At 29.8% G+C, this 19263-nt stretch carries 14 protein-coding genes and 1 other RNA gene; 13 read left to right on the forward strand and 2 right to left on the reverse strand.

Annotation, left to right across the window (positions count from 1 at the left end; translation table 11 throughout):
- Positions 1–109: 109 nt before the first annotated feature.
- The 8 genes from psyc5s11_RS05020 (at position 110) to psyc5s11_RS27810 (ending at position 8493) form a co-directional block, all read left to right on the forward strand.
- Complete coding sequence (locus psyc5s11_RS05020) at positions 110–787, forward strand: ABC transporter ATP-binding protein (protein ID WP_224036539.1); 678 nt, start codon at positions 110–112, stop codon at positions 785–787.
- 18 nt (positions 788–805) lie between these two features.
- Complete coding sequence (locus tag psyc5s11_RS05025; RefSeq protein ID WP_224036540.1) at positions 806–2461, forward strand: hypothetical protein; 1656 nt, start codon at positions 806–808, stop codon at positions 2459–2461.
- Positions 2462–2495: 34 nt separating this feature from the next.
- Positions 2496–3794 (forward strand): ABC transporter permease, encoded by a 1299-nt coding sequence (locus psyc5s11_RS05030; RefSeq protein WP_224036541.1) that lies wholly within the window; start codon positions 2496–2498, stop codon positions 3792–3794.
- Complete coding sequence (locus psyc5s11_RS05035) at positions 3795–4934, forward strand: ABC transporter permease (protein WP_224036542.1); 1140 nt, start codon at positions 3795–3797, stop codon at positions 4932–4934.
- 117 nt (positions 4935–5051) lie between these two features.
- Positions 5052–5297, forward strand: coding sequence for a hypothetical protein (locus tag psyc5s11_RS05040; RefSeq protein ID WP_224036543.1), 246 nt, complete (start codon positions 5052–5054; stop codon positions 5295–5297).
- A 302-nt stretch (positions 5298–5599) separates the two neighbouring features.
- Positions 5600–5955, forward strand: a transfer-messenger RNA (tmRNA) gene (gene ssrA, locus psyc5s11_RS05045).
- Positions 5956–6855: 900 nt separating this feature from the next.
- Positions 6856–8238, forward strand: a complete 1383-nt coding sequence (locus psyc5s11_RS05050) for an amino acid permease (protein WP_224036544.1) — start codon at positions 6856–6858, stop codon at positions 8236–8238.
- 129 nt (positions 8239–8367) lie between these two features.
- The gene (locus psyc5s11_RS27810; RefSeq protein ID WP_258712427.1) at positions 8368–8493 is read left to right on the forward strand and encodes a hypothetical protein; all 126 of its coding nucleotides are present in this window, start codon (positions 8368–8370) and stop codon (positions 8491–8493) included.
- A gap of 110 nt (positions 8494–8603) precedes the next feature.
- Here the strand turns inward: psyc5s11_RS27810 and psyc5s11_RS05055 are convergent, their stop codons facing one another.
- Positions 8604–9518 carry an IS3 family transposase gene (locus psyc5s11_RS05055; RefSeq protein ID WP_311196438.1) on the reverse strand — a complete coding sequence of 305 codons (915 nt, stop codon included), beginning with the start codon at positions 9516–9518 and terminating at the stop codon, positions 8604–8606.
- Positions 9491–10171 carry a helix-turn-helix domain-containing protein gene (locus psyc5s11_RS05060; RefSeq protein WP_224036545.1) on the reverse strand — a complete coding sequence of 227 codons (681 nt, stop codon included), beginning with the start codon at positions 10169–10171 and terminating at the stop codon, positions 9491–9493. The genes psyc5s11_RS05055 and psyc5s11_RS05060 overlap by 28 nt, the downstream gene beginning before the upstream one ends.
- Positions 10172–10672: 501 nt before the next feature.
- Between psyc5s11_RS05060 and psyc5s11_RS05065 the strand changes: the two genes are divergently transcribed.
- The 5 genes from psyc5s11_RS05065 to psyc5s11_RS05085 all read left to right on the forward strand — a co-directional run bounded on the left by psyc5s11_RS05065 (position 10673) and on the right by psyc5s11_RS05085 (position 19139).
- Positions 10673–11713, forward strand: coding sequence for an FAD:protein FMN transferase (locus psyc5s11_RS05065; RefSeq protein WP_224036546.1), 1041 nt, complete (start codon positions 10673–10675; stop codon positions 11711–11713).
- 40 nt (positions 11714–11753) lie between these two features.
- Positions 11754–13823, forward strand: coding sequence for an FMN-binding protein (locus psyc5s11_RS05070; protein ID WP_224036547.1), 2070 nt, complete (start codon positions 11754–11756; stop codon positions 13821–13823).
- A gap of 421 nt (positions 13824–14244) precedes the next feature.
- Complete coding sequence (locus tag psyc5s11_RS05075; RefSeq protein WP_224036548.1) at positions 14245–15435, forward strand: 4Fe-4S binding protein; 1191 nt, start codon at positions 14245–14247, stop codon at positions 15433–15435.
- A 178-nt stretch (positions 15436–15613) separates the two neighbouring features.
- Complete coding sequence (locus tag psyc5s11_RS05080) at positions 15614–17434, forward strand: S8 family peptidase (RefSeq protein WP_224036549.1); 1821 nt, start codon at positions 15614–15616, stop codon at positions 17432–17434.
- Complete coding sequence (locus tag psyc5s11_RS05085; protein WP_224036550.1) at positions 17424–19139, forward strand: S8 family peptidase; 1716 nt, start codon at positions 17424–17426, stop codon at positions 19137–19139. The genes psyc5s11_RS05080 and psyc5s11_RS05085 overlap by 11 nt, the downstream gene beginning before the upstream one ends.
- The last annotated feature ends 124 nt before the right edge of the window (positions 19140–19263 follow it).

Raw genomic sequence — 19263 nt, forward strand, 5'->3', positions numbered from 1 at the left:
ATAAAAGTATATTGTTTGGAATTGTAAAAAATGATATGAATTTGAAAGAAATAGAAAAATATAGTATAATATAGCGAAATGAGTTTTAGTATTCATATAATTAATTGGAGTGTTTAATTTGATTGTTGTTGATGGTATTAGAAAAAAATATAAAAAGCATGTACTCGAAGACATAAGTTTTTCAGTGAAAAAAGGGCAATGTGTGGGAATATTAGGGGCTAATGGATGTGGTAAATCTACTCTCCTTTCTATCATGGCTGGAACTAAAAAGAGCAATGGTGGGAGGATTTTTTATAATGGCATGGATTCTACTAAAAATAAAAGTATATTTACTGATTATATTGGATATGTGCCACAAGAAAACCCTTTAATTGAAGAGCTCTCTGTAAATGATAATCTTAAGCTTTGGTATTCTAATTCAAAAAAAGATTTGAAAAAGGATTTTTTTGATGGCGTGCCAGCTATGCTTGGTCTGGATGAAGTGAAGAAAATAGCTGTACGTAAGCTTTCAGGAGGTATGAAAAGGCGAGTTAGTATTGCAGCAGCCTTAGCTAATGACCCACCTATTCTTATTTTGGATGAGCTTAGTGCTGCCTTAGATTTGGTATGCAAAAAAGAAATTAGGCAATATTTATCACATTATTTGAAGCAGAATGGAACTATAGTTATGACCACTCATGAAGAAGATGAAATTGCGCTTTGCAATCGTCTATTAATTATGAAAGATGGAAAACTTTCAGAAGTTGATTCAAATTCAAGTATAGAAGCTTTAGTTAATAAATTATAAAAAAGGGGTAAATAAAAAATGGATGAAGAAAATAACTTTAATGAAGAGAACAGTGTTAACACGGAAAACAACTTTACAGAAGGTAATAATTTTAATGATGAAAATTTAAAAATATCAAAAACTAAGAAAAATAAGCTTATTATTGTTTTGATTGTTGTAGCTTTAATTGTTGTATTATCAAGCGGAGGAGTTTATGCAGTAGTAAATAGCAATCCTAAAGTAAAGGTATTAAAAGCACTTAAAGCAACAAGCGAAGAATTAAAAAACAAAGAAACAATTACTGATAAAATAGCTGGAAAAGATTACTTAAAGAATTTAGAAGAAAAGGGAGTAAATCAAAATATGAAATTTACTCTTAACTCTACAAATTTAAAAGAATTAGCGCAAGCAAAGGGTGCTGGTATAAGCATAGATTCTTCTATTGATAAAAAGAATAAAAAACTTATGATTAATGTTGGCGGAGAATATAAAGGTACAAGCATTGCTAAAGCTCAATTTTATACTGATAATAAAAAGCTAATGTTATCTGTGCCAGAACTTTACAATTCATGGTTTACTTGTGATACTGAAAATATTCAAGATCAATATAACAATTCTTTGTTTGCTCAAAATAAGAAATTACCTAATCAAGAAATTTCATTTAAAGTTTTCGGGGATGATGGTAATAAGATTTTAGATAAGGAATTCTGTGATAATATTATAAAAGGTTATTTAATAGATAATGCAGAAAAATTATCAACAATTGGAAAAAATATAAAGGTAGAAAAATTTAAAGAAACTAAAAATATGGAAATTGGCGGAGTTAATCAAGAATGCACTGGTTATGATGTTGTAATTTCAGGTCAAGATGTCAAAACCTTTATTGAAAGTGGTTACGATTATTTATTGCAAGATGAAGATATAAAAAAGGCAATTACTGAGCAAGTAAAATATTCATATATGCAACAAAATAAAAAATATAACAGTCCAGAAGCAATGGTAGATGATTTATATAAAGAAATGAAAACTGGTAGGGATAAGTTGGAAAGTTCGGTTACTTTTGATGATGTTAAGACAACTATATATATTGATAAAAAAGGTCGCGCAGTGAGTATAGAAGCTAATACATCTATTGATGATGGAAATAAAAATAAAGTAGATGTTAAATATTCAAGTGAATTTAAAGGCAAAGATAATATAGGGGATATTATTGATATGTCTATGGAATTGGGTAATAATGGAGAAAAAATTAAAATTGATTTAGACAATAATACTACTACAAAAGATGATACTATTAACGAAGAAATGAAGTTAGTTTTATCCTCAAATAGTCAACCAATTAATATTGATGTGAATTCTAAGTATAATACTAAAAGTGGTGATTTTGATGGTTCAGCTGACTTGAGTGTTGAAGGTCAAGGATTAACCGCAAGCTGCAATGGTAATGCTAACTTTGATAAGTCTAGTAAAAAATTAGCCTTAGATTTTGATAAGATCGATATTAAATCTGATATTGATTCTAATCCAATAAATATTTCTCTAGATGGATCATATGCTATCTCACCAATTGGAAATGGAATTGATGAACCAGCAGGTGAAAAATTAGAAGTATTTAAATTAGATAAAAATAAACTTAATGAGATTGTACAAGAGGTGCAAAAAAATGCTATGAAAATAGCTAGTGCATTTAGGTAAATAGGATATACTTTTAAAGGATATGAAGTAAGATATGATTTTTTTATTAAACTTAATAAAAATTGAAATTAAAAGAGTATTAAGGTTTTTACCACATCTTGTGGTAGGGGCCTTGGCTCTTTGTTTTATTATAGGGGTTATTTCTTTTTCCGCAAGTAAGGTTTTGTATGAGAAAAAGGATAAGAACAGGGTAAATATAGCGGTATCACTGCAAGAGAATGAGAGCAGTGAAAAATTTATGATTTCTATAATAAAGGATATGAAAAGTGTTAAGGAAAATTGTAATTTTGTTCAAGTTAATAATGAAGAAGCTGCTTATAAAATGGTTGAAGATGGTGAAGCTTATGGAGCTATTATTATACCTAAACATTTAGCGCGTGATATTATGGATGGGACTAATACACCAGCAACAGTTTTACTGCCTAATAAGTCAAGTATTGAAGCCATGCTTATAAAAGATTTAATTGATGGAGGGACAAAAAGTCTTTCATCTGCACAAGCTGGCATTTATGCAATTACTTACGAATATGAAGAGGTGTATAATCAAAGGATTACAAAAGCTTTGCAAGATAATATTAACATTAAATACTTTGATCATACATTAGCTAGAGAAAGCTATTTTAATCACAAGGAGATTTCAGGAGCAGGAGAGCTTACTCCACTTGAATATTACATTTGTTCTGGGTTAGTATTTTTTATGTTATTACTTGGGATGGTATTTTCCAAGGCTTTATGTCCTAATAATGTTGCTTTTTATGAAAAACTAAAGCCTTATAGGATTTCTAAGGGAATAGTTATTCTAACTAGAATTATAAGTGTTTTTATTTCATATGTGATAATTGCAATTAGTGGGTTTTGTTTATATGTTGGAATTGCTAAGTATTTAGGTACTGATATTGTTATATTCAAAATTAGAGATTATATTTTAATATTGTTTATAATATTGTGTGTAGTTAGTTTTGTTGTGTGTATATTTACTATTTCAGAATCGCAAATTTCAGGCACATTAATACTTTTTATTACTACCATAGGTATGAATTTCATATCAGGAGGGTTTATTCCAACTGTATTTTTACCAAAGGCTATACAAAGTTTAGCACCATACATGCTTATTAATATATTATCAAAACAAATTGGAAACATACTTTTGGATGAATTTGATATAAGGGGATTTTTATTAGTCTGTGGAATTTTAATTGGGATTTATGCGGTGACGGTAATTATAGTTACTATTAAAGATAAAATAGGGGAATTTGATAATAGAATTTTTTATGAATTGAAGAATAACATCATGAAATTTAAAGGCTTTATTATAAAGAAAGTGGGGAAATAGATGAGATATTTAATTATTACTGAGTTATTTATTAAAAGGCTTATTAAAAACCCTGCTTTTATTTGTATGCTTATAATTTTACCACTATTAATTACTATGTTTAGCAAAGTTGATACAAAGGAAGAGAAGAGAATAATTGTTGGAATATATCATGAAGAAGAACAATTATCTAAACTTATTTGTGAGAACTTGCAAGATAAGGACGGTTATATTAAGTTTTTAATTTATGATAATAAAGCTGAAATGATAGAAGATGTAGAAACTAAAAAGCTTGAATGTGCATATATTTTTCCCCTAGATTTTCAAAACAGGCTAGATAATTATAAAATTAAGAAATGTATCACATGTATAGAGTCACCTTCTACTATTCTTTCAAGTCTTTCTGATGAAGTGGTATTTGCAGGCATTATAGGGGAGTATGGTAAGAATATTGCTGTGGATTTTGCTAAAGAAAACAATATAGTTGTAGGGGATGGAGCAAGTAATAGTGAAAATATTGCTAGAAATTATGAATTGTTTAATACACCGGAAAAGACATTTTCTATTGATTATAAATACATAGAAACAGATGAGGGGAATTCAGCAGGAATTAAAGATGGAACTAATACTTATGCTATTCGTGGGATAGTATCAGTATTGATATTAATTTCAGGTTTGTTTGGTGCAATTAAATGGTTTGAGGATGAAAAAATAGGATTATATTCTTCATTTAATAGTGAAGCAAAAGTCATTATTGGATTTATATCTATTTTAGCACCAACAATGCTTATGGCTATATCTGGGATTATAACAATTTATTTGTCTAATACCTATACTTATATGTCTATAGAAATTATAGCTATGGGATTATATGTTTTATTAGTGTGTGGATTTTCTTATTTACTTAAGTTAATTGTGAAATCAGGAACAGATATCTGTGTCATGTTACCTGTCATAACTATTGGATCCTTAATATTTTGTCCAGTATTTATAGATGCTTCTAAGTTTATTCCTTTTATCTCATGGATTAATAAGTTATTTCCTCCTTTTTATTATTTGAATGGAATTTCTCGAGGGACGAGTGGATTTGTGGTCATGGCAATAGTATTAATAGTGTGTGTATTTAGTGGTGCTGTTATTAATTTTGTGCGAGAAAAGTAAATTGCTGTCTTAGGTAAAGGCAAATTGTATATTTTAGAGGAATTTGGAATAGTTATTCAATAATAGAAGGAAATTTCTAATAATTAATTTAAATTAGAGAAGTTTGAGTAAATTATTTTGTATAAAGGGGTAGCTTTTAATGATATAAATATAAAGGCAATTGGTGTTACTAACCTTATAAATATTTCATTAACTGGAGGTTATTTATCAGCACCAATTGAAAAAGCAATTGAAGCACCAAATGTGCAAAATATAGAGTTATTTAAATTAACTAAAGATGAATTTACTAATATTATGCAACAAATTGAAAAAAATAAGAGTGCATTAGCTGGAACTTCTAATGCACAATCTCAAAAGTATTAAATATGAGGCATATTAAAATAAATAACAAGTCAGTATGCTTGTCTATTTTATGTAAGACTTTGTCAACAACATTAGCTAATACACTGCTATGAGCTAATATTGTTTCTTCATCTTACGCAAAATATACGTCGCATCTTTGACTTGTTATTTTCTTTAATATGGCTAAAGTTAAAAATTTTAATTTAAAAAATCCAAAATTACAAAAAAGTGTTATTTGACATAGTACTGGGAATGATATAGAATAAATAATATAAGATGACATTCTTTGAAAAATGAATTTGTTATTAAACCATCTTAAACTTGGGGGCGCCTTGGCTTCGACGGGGGTGGGATAGGGTTTGTTAAGCGAGTCGAGGGAAGCATGTATCCTCGCAAATCAAGTATGCAACAATGTAAACGCAGAAGATAATTTTGCAATAGCAGCTTAGTTTAAAGCTACTCATCAGCCCTTGCTGCCTACGGCTTGGATAACTGGTGTCATTAAGTAGGAAACGAAGTCTAGCAAAGCTTTGAGCTAGAGGGGTATTTATGAAGCTACCGGGAAGTATAGCCTGTCTATGGGCGATACTTTTGGGGAATCTTAAAACGTAGACTGCACTCGGAGAAAGGCAAATTCAGCTGCTTTCGGACAGGGGTTCGATACCCCTCGCCTCCACCAAATAATCACTTAAATTGTGATACAATGTAAAGTCCTTGATTTCAAGGGCTTTTGTTGTTTTTAGAATAATAATATATGGTTAAATTTTTAATTTTTAGAGTTAGTTTTTTTGCTTTGAATGGAATAAATGTACACCCCTAAGGTTTTTTTGAGTTAGGTGGTGTGCATTTTTTGTTGGGGTATGCATTTTTTAGCGGAAATAATCTTTGCCAAAAATAATGATTAAAAAATGTCATTTGTACTTATTCAAAGTGAAATTTTTATTTTAAGAAGTTATATGGTAAATTATAATTAAAATAAAAAGATGATAAGAACTTATAGTATAAAATAGAAATGCAAATTAAGAATAATATCTAGTATTTAATATAAAGGAGCTGATTCAAATGAAATGGCAGGAGGTTAGAGAAATGTATCCAAATCAATTTGTTAAATTTGAAATTGTGGAACACCATGAGGATGAGAAAACTAAATATGTAAAATTAAAACTTTGTTCTACGATATAAAAAAATTGTAGTAATTTAAAAGAAAATAATTTATTGATTTTTATAAAATAGTCTTTATAAAAACATATATCCTTTGTTATTTTAATTAAAATGAAAAAAATATTGCAACTTTGTTAAATATGCATTAATATATAACGGTAAAATTTAATAATTTAATAGTGAAATTTAATAATTTAGATAAAGATAGCGGCGAGTTATTGCTATGACTATACGCAGAAAAAGTAAATATTTCAGGTAAAAGAGCAGGTGACATATATTACCTTACGTTTAAGATTAATTAAATTTGACATCATTTAAATAGAAAATTACATCGCAATGATAAAATAATAGCTCTAGAAAATTGTACTAAAAGTAACACAGATTTAAAAATAGTAACATTTAGAAAGGCGGAATATATATGTCGGAAAATCAAAATTTATCTAGGGGACTGAAAAATCGTCATGTTCAATTACTTGCAATTGGAGGTGCAATTGGTACTGGATTATTTCTTGGTGCAGGTAGGTCCATTCACTTGGCAGGTCCATCTATTTTATTTTCATATATTATAACAGGGGTAATTTGTTTTTTTATTATGCGTGCCCTTGGGGAATTATTACTTTCTAATTTAAAATACAATTCCTTTGTAGACTTTGTACATGATTATTTAGGAAATGGAGCAGCATTTATTACTGGATGGACCTACTGGTTCTGCTGGATTTCAGTTGCCATGGCTGACTTAACTGCGTCTGGACTTTATATACAATACTGGTTCCCCAATATACCTCAATGGGTTCCGAGCCTTTTTGTTCTTGTAATTTTATTAATTATGAACCTTACCGCAGTAAAGTTATTTGGTGAAATGGAATTCTGGTTTGCCTTAATTAAAATTATTGCGATTTTAGGATTAATAATAATTGGTACATTTATGATTATTAAAGGATTTTCTACAGATGCTGGTGTGTCTAGCTTTACAAATCTTTGGATTAATGGTGGCTGGTTCCCCAATGGAGTAAGCGGTTTTATCCTTTCCTTCCAAATGGTTGTATTTGCTTTTGCCGGAATTGAATTAGTTGGTTTAACTGCTGGTGAAACTGAAAATCCAGAACAGGTTATTCCAAAGGCTATTAACAATATTCCAATTAGAATTATTATTTTCTATATTGGAGCACTTATTGTTATTATGAGTATATACCCATGGAATTCAATTAATCCAGATACAAGTCCATTTGTACAGGTATTTTCTGTACTGGGAATAGTAGCAGCAGCAAGTATTGTGAATTTCGTTGTACTAACATCAGCTGCATCCGCTTGTAATAGCGGGATCTTTAGCACAAGTCGTATGCTTTTCTCTCTGGCTAAAGAAAATAATGCACCTGAGTCAATGAAAAAATTAACTTCTCATCAAGTACCCTCTAATGCTACAATGTTCTCTGCAATTGTCATCTTGATTTCAGTTATTCTGAACTATATTATGCCAAAAGGGGTATTTGTATTAATTACAAGTATATCAACATTCTGCTTTATCTTCATTTGGGGAATTATAGTTATCTGCCATCTAAGATATCGCAAAACTAATCCTGAGCTTGCATCTTCGAGCAAATTCAAAATGCCACTTTATCCAATCATAAACTATATAATTCTAGTATTTTTTGCTTTTGTAATAGTTGTATTGGCACTTAATGATGAAACTCGTGTGGCCCTATTTGTAACACCTGTATGGTTTATAGCGCTTGGGGTCATTTACAAGATACTTAAATCAAAAAAGAAAAATGAAGAAGATGTGAAAAAAAATGTAGCATAGGTTAACTTTATAGTATGATAGATGAGTTAGTTAGAGATACTACGCTTTATAAAACTGAATATAAAATCTCGATCAGAGCTCAGAAAATATACCCGAAATGGGTGTATTTTTCTATAATAAATAAAAAAAGTGGATGTATTAATAAATTTTGAGACTGGTGGTATAAATGAAGAATTATTAAAACAATTAAGTTATGAAAGTACTGAATTACTAAGGAATGTTAAGTTTAGCTATAGAGGTATTCATTTATATTAAAAGTAGTAAAGATGTAGATAAATTATGTTAAAGATTTAGCCTAATTATCTCATAAAACCCACGAAAACTGAACTGCACCCTGTCAAGTAGACAGATGAAAAAATAAAAAATTATGAAGCTAAGGTCTGATTTCGATATTCAATTGGAGTCAGACCTTTTAAGTTTTTCTGTAACCTTTTTGTATTATAAAATACTATGTAGTCATCAATTGATTGTCTCAATTCTTCATATGTATAAAACTTTTGCAAATAATACATCTCACATTTGAGAGTTCCCCAAAAACCTTCCATTGGTCCGTTGTCGATACACCTACTGACACGTGACATGCTTTGAGTTGCATTGATTTTATCAAGTTTAGCCTTAAAAGTTCTATTGGTATACTGAAATCCCCTGTCACTATGAAAAAGTGGCTTTGCGGTCGGATTAGCAATTACTGCTAAGTCAAGTGTATCAAAAACAAGTTGATTGTTATTTGAGTGACCGACCACATAAGAAATAATGCTTTTATCTGATAAATCAAATATTGCACTGAGGTAAGCCTTTTGACCATTAAGTAGCTTGAATTCAGTAACATCTGTTAACCATTTTTCATTTGGTTTCGTTGCATAGAATTCTCTATTTAATTTGTTTTCTGCCGTGATTTGTGGAGTACTTTGCAAATAAGACTTTCTCTTTTTTCTTATAACTGATTTCATGTTAATAGACTTCATTAATCTATAAATTCGTTTATGATTATACTGTTTATTAAGACGTCGATTTATATTAATTGTTATCCGGCGGTATCCATAGATGCCATGTACATCTTCATAAAGTTTAACAATTTCTTTTAGTATTATCGAATTCTCTTTATCTAATTCAGTCTCTGAACGGTTAATCCATTTGTAGTAAGATGATCGTGCAATACTAGCTAAATTGCATAAATCAGCTATTGAATAGCCATTTTCATCATGTAATTCTTTTATAGAAATATATTTATATTCGTGGAGTATTCTAGTGTTTATCGCCTTCTTTCTACTTCCTTCAATTTTTTTAAGAAATCATTCTCCATTTGTAAACGTCTATTTTCTGCTTCAATAAGTTTTAATTGTGCGGATAATTTATCAGACTCAGTAAGCTCATCAGCCTCTTTACGCTTACCGCGACGGTCCATTAGCTCTTCATATCCATTAGCTTTGTATTTTCTTACCCATGTATAAACTTGTTGATAAGAAACCTTAAATTTATCAGCAGTAGCTTGATAATCATCATTATTCGAAATACAGAATGCAACAATCTCAATTCTTTCTTCATAAGTAGTTTTTCTTCCATTAGTCATAATTCTATCCCCTTGCTTATTATGAGATTTAAATGTTTTATGACTATTATACTTCTTAATCCAATTTCTGAGAACATAAGTAGATGAGATTCTATATATACCACATATATTTCTCAAAGAACCTTTTCCGTCAAGATAATCTTTAACCGCAGTAATCTTTACTGAATCAGAATAATACTTGTTTGTTGATGATGCTTTTAAACGCTCTAATCCATTATGCCTATATTTACGAACCCATTCGTAGAATGTTGATTGGTCAATCGACAGTTCATGAATTATTTGAGTAGCTCCTTTTTCATCTGATATATATTCTTCAATTGCTTTTAGCTTTTCAATTAAAGAATACTTTGCTTTTCTTGACATAAAAATACCCCCTTTATAGAAACAGTTTTATTATTTTAACTGTCTACCATAAAGGGAGCATATCAAAACTTGTTTTCGTGGGCTATTTTATTTTAGTGTGCCTGTAGATATTGCTTTTAATGTACCATTATAAATTAGCATTCCTTTGTTAATGGCAATTCCTAACGCCTGGTTTGATGAAATCAAACTGTTTGATATATCTAAAGTAGAAACTAAAGTTTTGTATAATTATTATGAATAATGAAGGAAGTTTACCAAGAGCTGTGTGCGAGGTAAGCATGCGCGGTTCTGTGAAGAAAAACCTCGGAAAATTATTTCTGAGGTTTATCTACTCGATTATTGAAGAAAGGTCAAGTAGATAATTTTTTTTATTTTTCTCAGCAAACTCTCAGCTTACGTTAAGGAACAATTAAGGCTTACTTGCTATAATTCAATTAATGAATAAAGTAGTTCATTAAATTAGGAACATTAAACATATGCATTGGGAGGTATGATTTGCCTATGAGTACAGTAAGTATTCAATTATTAATAATCGCAATTATAATAATTTTAATTTTAATTTTTATATTTGCTACTGGAAAACTTGAAAAACCAGAAGTAGTAAAGAGTAGCTATGCTCTTGGTACTATAATAAATTTAAAAGTATGTGGCAAAAAAGGTGAAAGAGCAATTAAAGAAGCAATTGAAAAATTAAATGATATTGATGATAAAATGTCAGCATTTAAAGAAGATAGTGAGATATCAAAAATAACTTCTAAAGCCGGGGTTAATTCAGAAACTGTAAGTAAAGATACTTATTTCGTAGTAAAAAAAGCTGTGGAGTATAGCAAAATCTTAGAGGGAACTTTTGATCCAACAATAAGACCTTTAGTAAAACTTTGGAACATAGGAACAAAAGAAGAAGCAATTCCTGAAAAATATCAAATAGAAGAAACATTGAAACTTGTAAATTACAATGATGTGATTCTAGATGAAAGTAGTCATTCAATAATGCTAAAACATAACAAACAAGCTTTGGATGTTGGCGGTATAGCTAAGGGATTTGCAGCTGATGAAGTGAGAGACATATTTTATAAACATAACATTAAAAGTGCCCTAATTGATTTAGGAGGAAATATATTTGCTCTTGGAAGTAAAGAGGATGGTACGCCTTGGAAAGTTGGCATTCAAAATCCAATTAAACCTAGAGGAGAATATATTGGAATATTGAGTGTTAAAAACAAATCAGTAGTTACATCAGGTAATTATGAAAAATATTTTATGAAAGATGGACAAAGATTTCATCATATAATTGATCCTAAAACAGGATACCCATCAAAAAGTAAAATTATAAGTGCAACTATTATATCAGATAATTCTATTGATGGTGATGGATTATCAACAGGTGTTTACATTATTGGGATAGATAAAGCTATGAAAATTATAGAAGCTATAGATGGTATTGAAGCAATATTCATCACAGAAGACAAAAAAATATATAAAACATCTGGTTTAGATAAAGAAATTTTAATATTTACAGATGATGAATTTTCATTAATATAATTAAAAACAAAATCATGTTTTTAGAGAAGGAGTAATAGATATGGCTAAGAAAATAAAGAAATCGCAGATATTAAGGCATGTTGTACAATTTATTTTATTTTTATTGCTACCAGGATTGTATGCAATAACTTTTAGTGAATTAAAAACAGTTTACCAAATGATTAGTGGAGGTAATTTTAATTTTCTACAAGCAATTCCGAATTTGATTGAATTTATAGCAGTTATGCTTTTAACTATAGTAATGGGAAGATGGTTTTGTGGATGGTTATGTGCTTTTGGAGCATATAATGATTTAGTATATTTCATATCAAAAAAGATATTTAAAGGAAAATTTAGAGTAAATGAAAAAGTTGACTCAATATTAAAATATGTAAAATATGTAGTGTTAATATTTATAATAATTGTTTCTTGGACAATGGGAAGTAATATCTTAGGGAGTACCAGTCCTTGGGATGCTTTTGGTCAAATAACTAATTTGTCTATTATTTTTTCTACACTACTTATTGGGTTTATACTATTAGTTTTAATTACAATAGGGGCAGCATTTATTGAAAGATTTTTCTGTAGATATTTATGTCCTTTAGGAGCTGTATTTGCAATAATTTCTAGGCTTGGAATAACAAAAATTAATAAGCCTAAAGATGATTGTGGCAAATGTAAAGCTTGTACAATAAATTGTTCAATGGGATTAAAGCTTTATAAAGTAAATGGTGCTAGAGGTGGTGACTGTATAAATTGCTTAAAATGTACAGAAGTATGTCCTAGAAATAATGCAAAGGCAAATATACTTGGACAAGATGTAAATGAAAACCTAGCTGGAACTATGGCAATGGTGACAATGTTAGGACTTTATGGAATAACAAATTTTAGTGCAGATGCATTAACTAAATCAGGTATGATTTCAAGTGACAGTACAATTTCAAGCGAGGCAACTTCAAATAATGGTTCACAAAAGTATAAAGATGGAACATATATAGGAACTGGTAAGGGATTTAACGGAGGAACAACTAAAGTTTCTGTTACTATAGCTGATGGAAAAATAACTAATATAGAAACTTTATCAAATGGGGATGATCGTCAATATTTCGATAGAGCATCAGGAACAATAATAAAAAATATACTTTCAAGACAATCAGCATCAGTAGATATAGTTTCAGGAGCTACTTTTAGTTCTAAAGGAATCATAAGTGCTGTGAAAGATGCGCTAAGTCAAGCAGGTATTTCAGATTCAAATAGTGACACTACTGATAGTACTAGTATAACTGCTGAGTCTGCGACTCCAAATGCAACAGAAAGTGCAAAAAGTGCAACTTCAAATACTGCAGATAATGCTAAGACTACAGGCCAAAATTATAAGGATGGAACATATACAGGAACTGGTACAGGCTTTGATGGAGCAACAACTAAAATTTCTGTTACCATAGCCAATGGAAAAATAACTAATATAAAAACTTTATCAAATGGAGATACTCCAGAGTTTTATAAGCAGGCGTCAAATGGAATAATAAATAAAATGATTTCAAATCAATCAGCATCAGTAGATACAGTTTCAGGAGCTACTTTTAGTTCAAATGGAATAATAGGTGCAGTTAAAAATGCATTAAATCAAGCTGCTGGTTCACCTTCAAGTAGTAATACTTCTAGTAATAGTGCTGCTAAGAGTGAAACTATAACGCCACCGCCAGTAAGTAATCAAAAAAGTACAACGCCACCACCTGTAGAAACTCAAAAAAGTGCACCTTCAACTGCAGGACAAGGAAGTAGCAATACTACTACAAATCCGAATACAAGCAATAGTGCAAGTCCTTCAACAAGTTCAAATACAAGTAATAGTAGCAAGGGTCAATATAAAGATGGAACATATACAGGAAGTGGATCAGGATTTGGAGGAACAACTAATATTTCTGTCACTATAAGTAATGGAAAGATAACAAGTGTAAAAACTATATCAAATGATGACACTCAACAATATTACAACCGTGCAATAGGGAAAATAACTAATAGTGTTATTTCAAGCCAATCAGGGTCAGTAGATACTGTTTCTGGAGCTACATATAGTAGCAATGGAATAATTGAAGCTGTAAAAAATGCATTAAGTAAAGCAAAATAGTAAAATAGTCACTTTGAATATGACATTCTCATTCAAAGGTGGCTATGTATGGATAAGATAAAAATATTAGTAAGAGTATGATATAAAATACCAATCGAAAATAATATAGGTAAAGAGACTATAAAGAGCGACTATTTCAATAAGTGTGAGATGGTCTCTCTTTATTTATTTCGATAATTTTTATTTTTCTCAGCAAGTTCTCAGTTTGAGTTAAGGAAGCATTAAGACTTGCTTGTTATAATTCAAGTAGTAAAGAAATCAATAATGTATTTAGGAAGTCAGATTGATTATAAGTACAATAAGCAGTTAATTATTAATAATCACAATTATAAGAGGTTTAATTTTTATAGTTGCTACTGGAAAATATGAAAGACTTTGAATAATAATTTGAAATTATAGTTTTAGAAAAGGAGTAATAAATATGAATAAGAAAATAAAGAAATCGCAGGTTTTAAGGCATGTTATACAATTTATTATGTTTTTAATATTACCTGGATTATATGCAATGACTTTTAGTGAAGTAAAAACAGTTTATCAAATGATTATTGGAGGAAATTTTAACTTTCTTGAAGCATTTCCAAGTTTAGTGGAATTTATAGCAGTAATGCTTTTAACAATAGTAATGGGAAGATGGTTTTGTGGATGGTTGTGTGCTTTTGGAGCATATAATGATTTAATATATTTCATATCAAGAAAAGTATTTAAGGTAAAATTTAGAGTAAATGAAAAAGTTGATTCAATATTAAAATATGTAAAATATGTAGTATTGATATTTATAATAATTGTTTCTTGGACAATGGGAAGTAATATTTTAGAAAGTACAAGTCCTTGGGATGCATTTGGACAAATAACTGATTTAACTACTATTTTTTCTAGCTTGCTTATTGGATTAGTACTTTTAGTTTTAATTACAATAGGAGCAGCGTTTATTGAAAGATTTTTCTGTAGATATTTATGTCCTTTAGGTGCTATATTTTCTATAATTTCTAAGCTCAGCATAACAAAAATTAATAAGCCTAAAGCTGATTGTGGTAAGTGTAGAGCTTGTAATAATAATTGTTCAATGGGATTAAAACTTTATAAAGTAAATTCAGCTCATGGTGGCGATTGTATAAATTGCTTAAAATGTACGGAAGTATGTCCTAGAAATAATGCAAATGTAAATATACTTGGACAAGATGTAAATCAAAATTTAGCAGGTTCTGTAGCAATGGCTACAATGTTAGGTGTTTATGGATTAACAAATTTCGGAGCAGATGCTTTAACTAAATCAGGTATAATTTCAAACCAAAGTACAATTTCAAGCAATGCAACTTTAGATAGTTCAACTTCAGATAGTAACACGCAAAAATATAAAGATGGAACATATACAGGAAGCGGAATAGGCTTTAAAGGAAGAACAACAAAAGTTTCTGTTACTGTGACTGGTGGAAAAATAAGGAATGTAGAAACTTTATCATATGGAGATGATCGTAAGTATTATGAAAGAGCGTCAACAAGTGTAATAAAAAATGTAATTTCAAAGCAATCAACTTCAGTAGATACAGTTTCAGGCGCTACTTATAGCAGTAAAGGAATTATGGAAGCAGTTAAAAATGCATTAGCGGTGTAAATATAATAAAAGTAATATTTAAGATGATAGCGAATATTCTAAAAATGAATATTCGCTATTTTTACATGTATACATATTGTTAATGAATAATTTAAATTAAATATAAATATAAATATAAATATAAATATAAATATAAATATAAGTATAAATAAATATAAGTAATACTTAGGAGTTAAGCATGCCTAATTTAAAGAATTGTAATTTATTTTATGAAGATTCACCTGATTTTTTAGTTGAATATAGAGGGGATTTTGAAGAGGAAATTGATAAGATATCTTATGCGTGCGGTAATGCAATTACTAATACTATTGGAATTGTATCAACGTCTAATATATATTTAGATCAACTTCGAAAGGATGTACCATCAATTATATTTATTGATCCTAGAAGCATGTATGTATTGCAAGATATTTCTCCATCAAGTGTAGATAATATAAATAATGTTAAAATTAATCCCTATTTAAATTTAACAGGTAGAGGTGTACTAATAGGGATGGTTGATACTGGAATAGACTATCTCAATGAAGAGTTTACAAGAGAAGATGGCACATCTAGAATAGTCAGTATATGGGACCAAACTATTCCAGACACTAAAGATGAATCTGTATATATTGGAGTTACCTATTCTAATGAACAAATAAATAATGCAATAAATGCTCATAAAAATAATAAAGATCCATATGAAATTGTACCTTCGAAGGATGATATTGGCCATGGAACTAAAATTGCTGGAATTATAGGGGCAAGAGGATACAATGGAAGATTTCAAGGAATTGCAAGTGACAGCAACTTTGTAATTGTAAAACTCTTTGAATCCATTAATTTCAAAAATATATTAAAGGAAAACGGAGTTGAATATACTCCTGTTTATAATGCGGCTGAAATTTTAGCAGCAATAGAATATTTGAAAAATTTTTCTATAAATGCAAAGCAACCTATTGTTATATATATAGGTGTGGGTACTACGGAAGGAAGTCATGATGGTAACAATTTGCTTTCGAGATATTTAACATCTGTTGGTACTACTAGAGGTATTGTTTCTGTTGCAGGAGTTGGAAATGAAGGAGCAGCAGAAGGACATGCTTCTGGATATATATTAAATATAGGTGATATAGCTTCGATTGAATTAAAAATTCCAAAAGTCATGAAATATTTTTCTTTTTATATATGGGTAAGAAAACCTAATAGGGCATCAGTGAATGTAATTTCACCAACTGGGGAAGCATCTAAATTTATTAAAGTAATAAGAAATAAAACAACACGTGCTGAATTTGTGTTTTTGGATACTGCAATGATTGTTAAATATTATTCTCCAGAACATTTCACAGGACATGAACTTATAAATATTACTTTTAATGATATTAAGCCTGGAATATGGATATTGCAATTAAGAGGGGATTATATTATTGATGGAAGATATGATATATGGCTTTCGCCTGAAAAAACATTACCTAAAGATACAAAATTTCTTCAGTCAGATCCATTTATAACTTTAACAATTCCAGGCACAGCAAGAAAAGTAGCTACCGTAGCTTATTATGGAAATAATAATACTTTAATTGCTTCTTCAGGAAGAGGATCTAACGCTAGTGATATTACTTTTAGTCCGGATTTTGCCACCTTGGGGACAGATATATTAACAACTCAAGTTGGAGGTGGAGTAACAACTGCTTCAGGGAGTTCAGCAGCTACTGGAATAGTAGCAGGAGTTTGTGCACTTTTATTGCAATGGGGAGTTATCGATGGAAATGATTTAACTATGTATTCTACGAAGGTAATAATTTATTTAATACATGGTGCAGATAGAAGTAATCGTATTTATAGTTATCCCAATAGAGAAATAGGATATGGATATCTTGATTTACTAGGTACTTTTAACGTTATTAGTAGATCATATAGGAATAATACGAGTATAGATAATGAATTCATAGAATATTATTGTAATAAGTTATTTATAAGAATTCCAAGAGGAATGTGGAGGAGTTTAAATGAAACATAGCATGACCACGGAAAACATTTTTAATCAGATAAATTACAATCATTATATGGTTCAATATCAAGGCAATATTGAAGAAGAAATTTCAAAAATCCCAAATTATTATGTAACAATAATTAATGAAAAGTATGCAATTTTATCTATTAAGGGTGAATTAGGAATTGATATTGGAGATATAAGATTTAATACTCTTGTCTATGTTAAACCAGTAGAAATGTATACTCTGCAAGAAATTTCTCCAATTGAAGCGTCTAATGCAAGATTTTTACAATTAGATTTACCTCTAAATTTGACTGGCATTGGAGTTAATATAGCAATAATTGATTCAGGTATTGATTATTTAAGTGATGAATTTATGGATTCTAATGGAGAAACAAGAATTGAAGGTATTTGGGATCAAACAATAATTTCTGGGGAGCAAGACAAAGATATCTCGGTACCATTTGGAACGGTATATAGAAAGGGTAAGATAGATGAAGCTATAAGAGCTTATAGAAAAGGGGAATCTCCATATGAAATTGTGCCTAGTAAAGATGAAATTGGGCATGGGACCAGCATGTCTGGAATAATTGGAGCTACCGGCAAAAAGCCAGAATTAAAAGGAGTAGTTCCGGAATGTGATTTTGTAGTTGTCAAGTTAATAGAAGATATTTCATATAAAGCTCAGTTTGATATCAAAATACCTGTATATAATATAACATCTATTTTTTCAGCCTTAGAATTTATATATGAATATGCACTAACCAGTAAGAAGCCTATGGTTATATATTTTCCACTTGGAAGTACTTTGGGCAATCATAAAGGAAATGGCATTTTAGAAGAATATATAGAATCAATTACTGGTACGAGTGGTATAGTATTAGTTACTGGAACTGGAAATCAAAGAGACACAGGAGGTCATACGTCTGGAATAATATCAGAAGTTGGTCAGCGTGGAGTTATGGAACTACAGGCTTCACCAGAACAGAAACATTTAGTAGTAGATATTTGGATAGATTTTCCTGATATTATGACTCTGGATATAGTATCTCCATCAGGTGAAAATAGTAAGATAATACCAGTTGTCACCAATTCAACTAGAACATATACTTTTCTATTTGAAAAGACATCAATAAAAGTTAATTATTATTTTCCAGAAGAAAATACTGGAGATGAATTAATACGTATTAGCTTTTCGAATTTACAACCAGGTATATGGGCTCTTAGGTTAACAGGTAATTATATATTAAGTGGAGTATATAATGCTTGGTTACCCCAAACAGGAATAACAGTAGGAAATACTAAATTTAGTGCAACTGATCCTTATGGAACATTTACTAGTCCAGGTACTTCAATTTATGTAGTTACTGTAGCAGCATATAATCAAAATAATAATAATGTTGTTAATTATTCTGGTATGGCATTTAGAGAGCGTTTTGTTGATAGAATAGATGTTGCAGCAGGAGGGGTAAACGCATTAACTATAGCACCTGACAATAAAACTACAGTTGTTAATGGAACCAGTGTATCAGCAGCTGTAGTTGCTGGAGTTTGTGCCATGTTATTTCAATGGGGGATTGTTCAAGGAAATGATCCGGATATATATTCTCAAACTGTTAAAGCATATCTTGCCAAAGGAACCACTAAAAGAGTTGGAGATATATATCCTAATGCTAGGTGGGGTTATGGAATTCTAAATGTGCTTGATATGTTTAAAAATATTGAATAAAGTATTTTGGAAAAATAGACTCATACTGACTTGTTATTTTTTTGAATTTACCTAATGCTAACACATTTATAGAAATTGTTAATATAATAATTGGAGGATTTATAATATTAACAGGAGTATGATA

It is taken from the genome of Clostridium gelidum (assembly GCF_019977655.1).
Taxonomy (GTDB): domain Bacteria; phylum Bacillota; class Clostridia; order Clostridiales; family Clostridiaceae; genus Clostridium; species Clostridium gelidum.

Coding starts and splice junctions, on each gene's coding strand:
- psyc5s11_RS05025 (WP_224036540.1), top strand. CDS start 806: ATGGATGAAGAAAATAACTTTAATGAAGAGAACAGTGTTAACACGGAA.
- psyc5s11_RS05030 (WP_224036541.1), top strand. CDS start 2,496: ATGATTTTTTTATTAAACTTAATAAAAATTGAAATTAAAAGAGTATTA.
- psyc5s11_RS05035 (WP_224036542.1), top strand. CDS start 3,795: ATGAGATATTTAATTATTACTGAGTTATTTATTAAAAGGCTTATTAAA.
- psyc5s11_RS05050 (WP_224036544.1), top strand. CDS start 6,856: ATGTCGGAAAATCAAAATTTATCTAGGGGACTGAAAAATCGTCATGTT.
- psyc5s11_RS05060 (WP_224036545.1), bottom strand. CDS start 10,171: ATGTCAAGAAAAGCAAAGTATTCTTTAATTGAAAAGCTAAAAGCAATT.
- psyc5s11_RS05065 (WP_224036546.1), top strand. CDS start 10,673: ATGAGTACAGTAAGTATTCAATTATTAATAATCGCAATTATAATAATT.
- psyc5s11_RS05070 (WP_224036547.1), top strand. CDS start 11,754: ATGGCTAAGAAAATAAAGAAATCGCAGATATTAAGGCATGTTGTACAA.
- psyc5s11_RS05075 (WP_224036548.1), top strand. CDS start 14,245: ATGAATAAGAAAATAAAGAAATCGCAGGTTTTAAGGCATGTTATACAA.
- psyc5s11_RS05080 (WP_224036549.1), top strand. CDS start 15,614: ATGCCTAATTTAAAGAATTGTAATTTATTTTATGAAGATTCACCTGAT.
- psyc5s11_RS05085 (WP_224036550.1), top strand. CDS start 17,424: ATGAAACATAGCATGACCACGGAAAACATTTTTAATCAGATAAATTAC.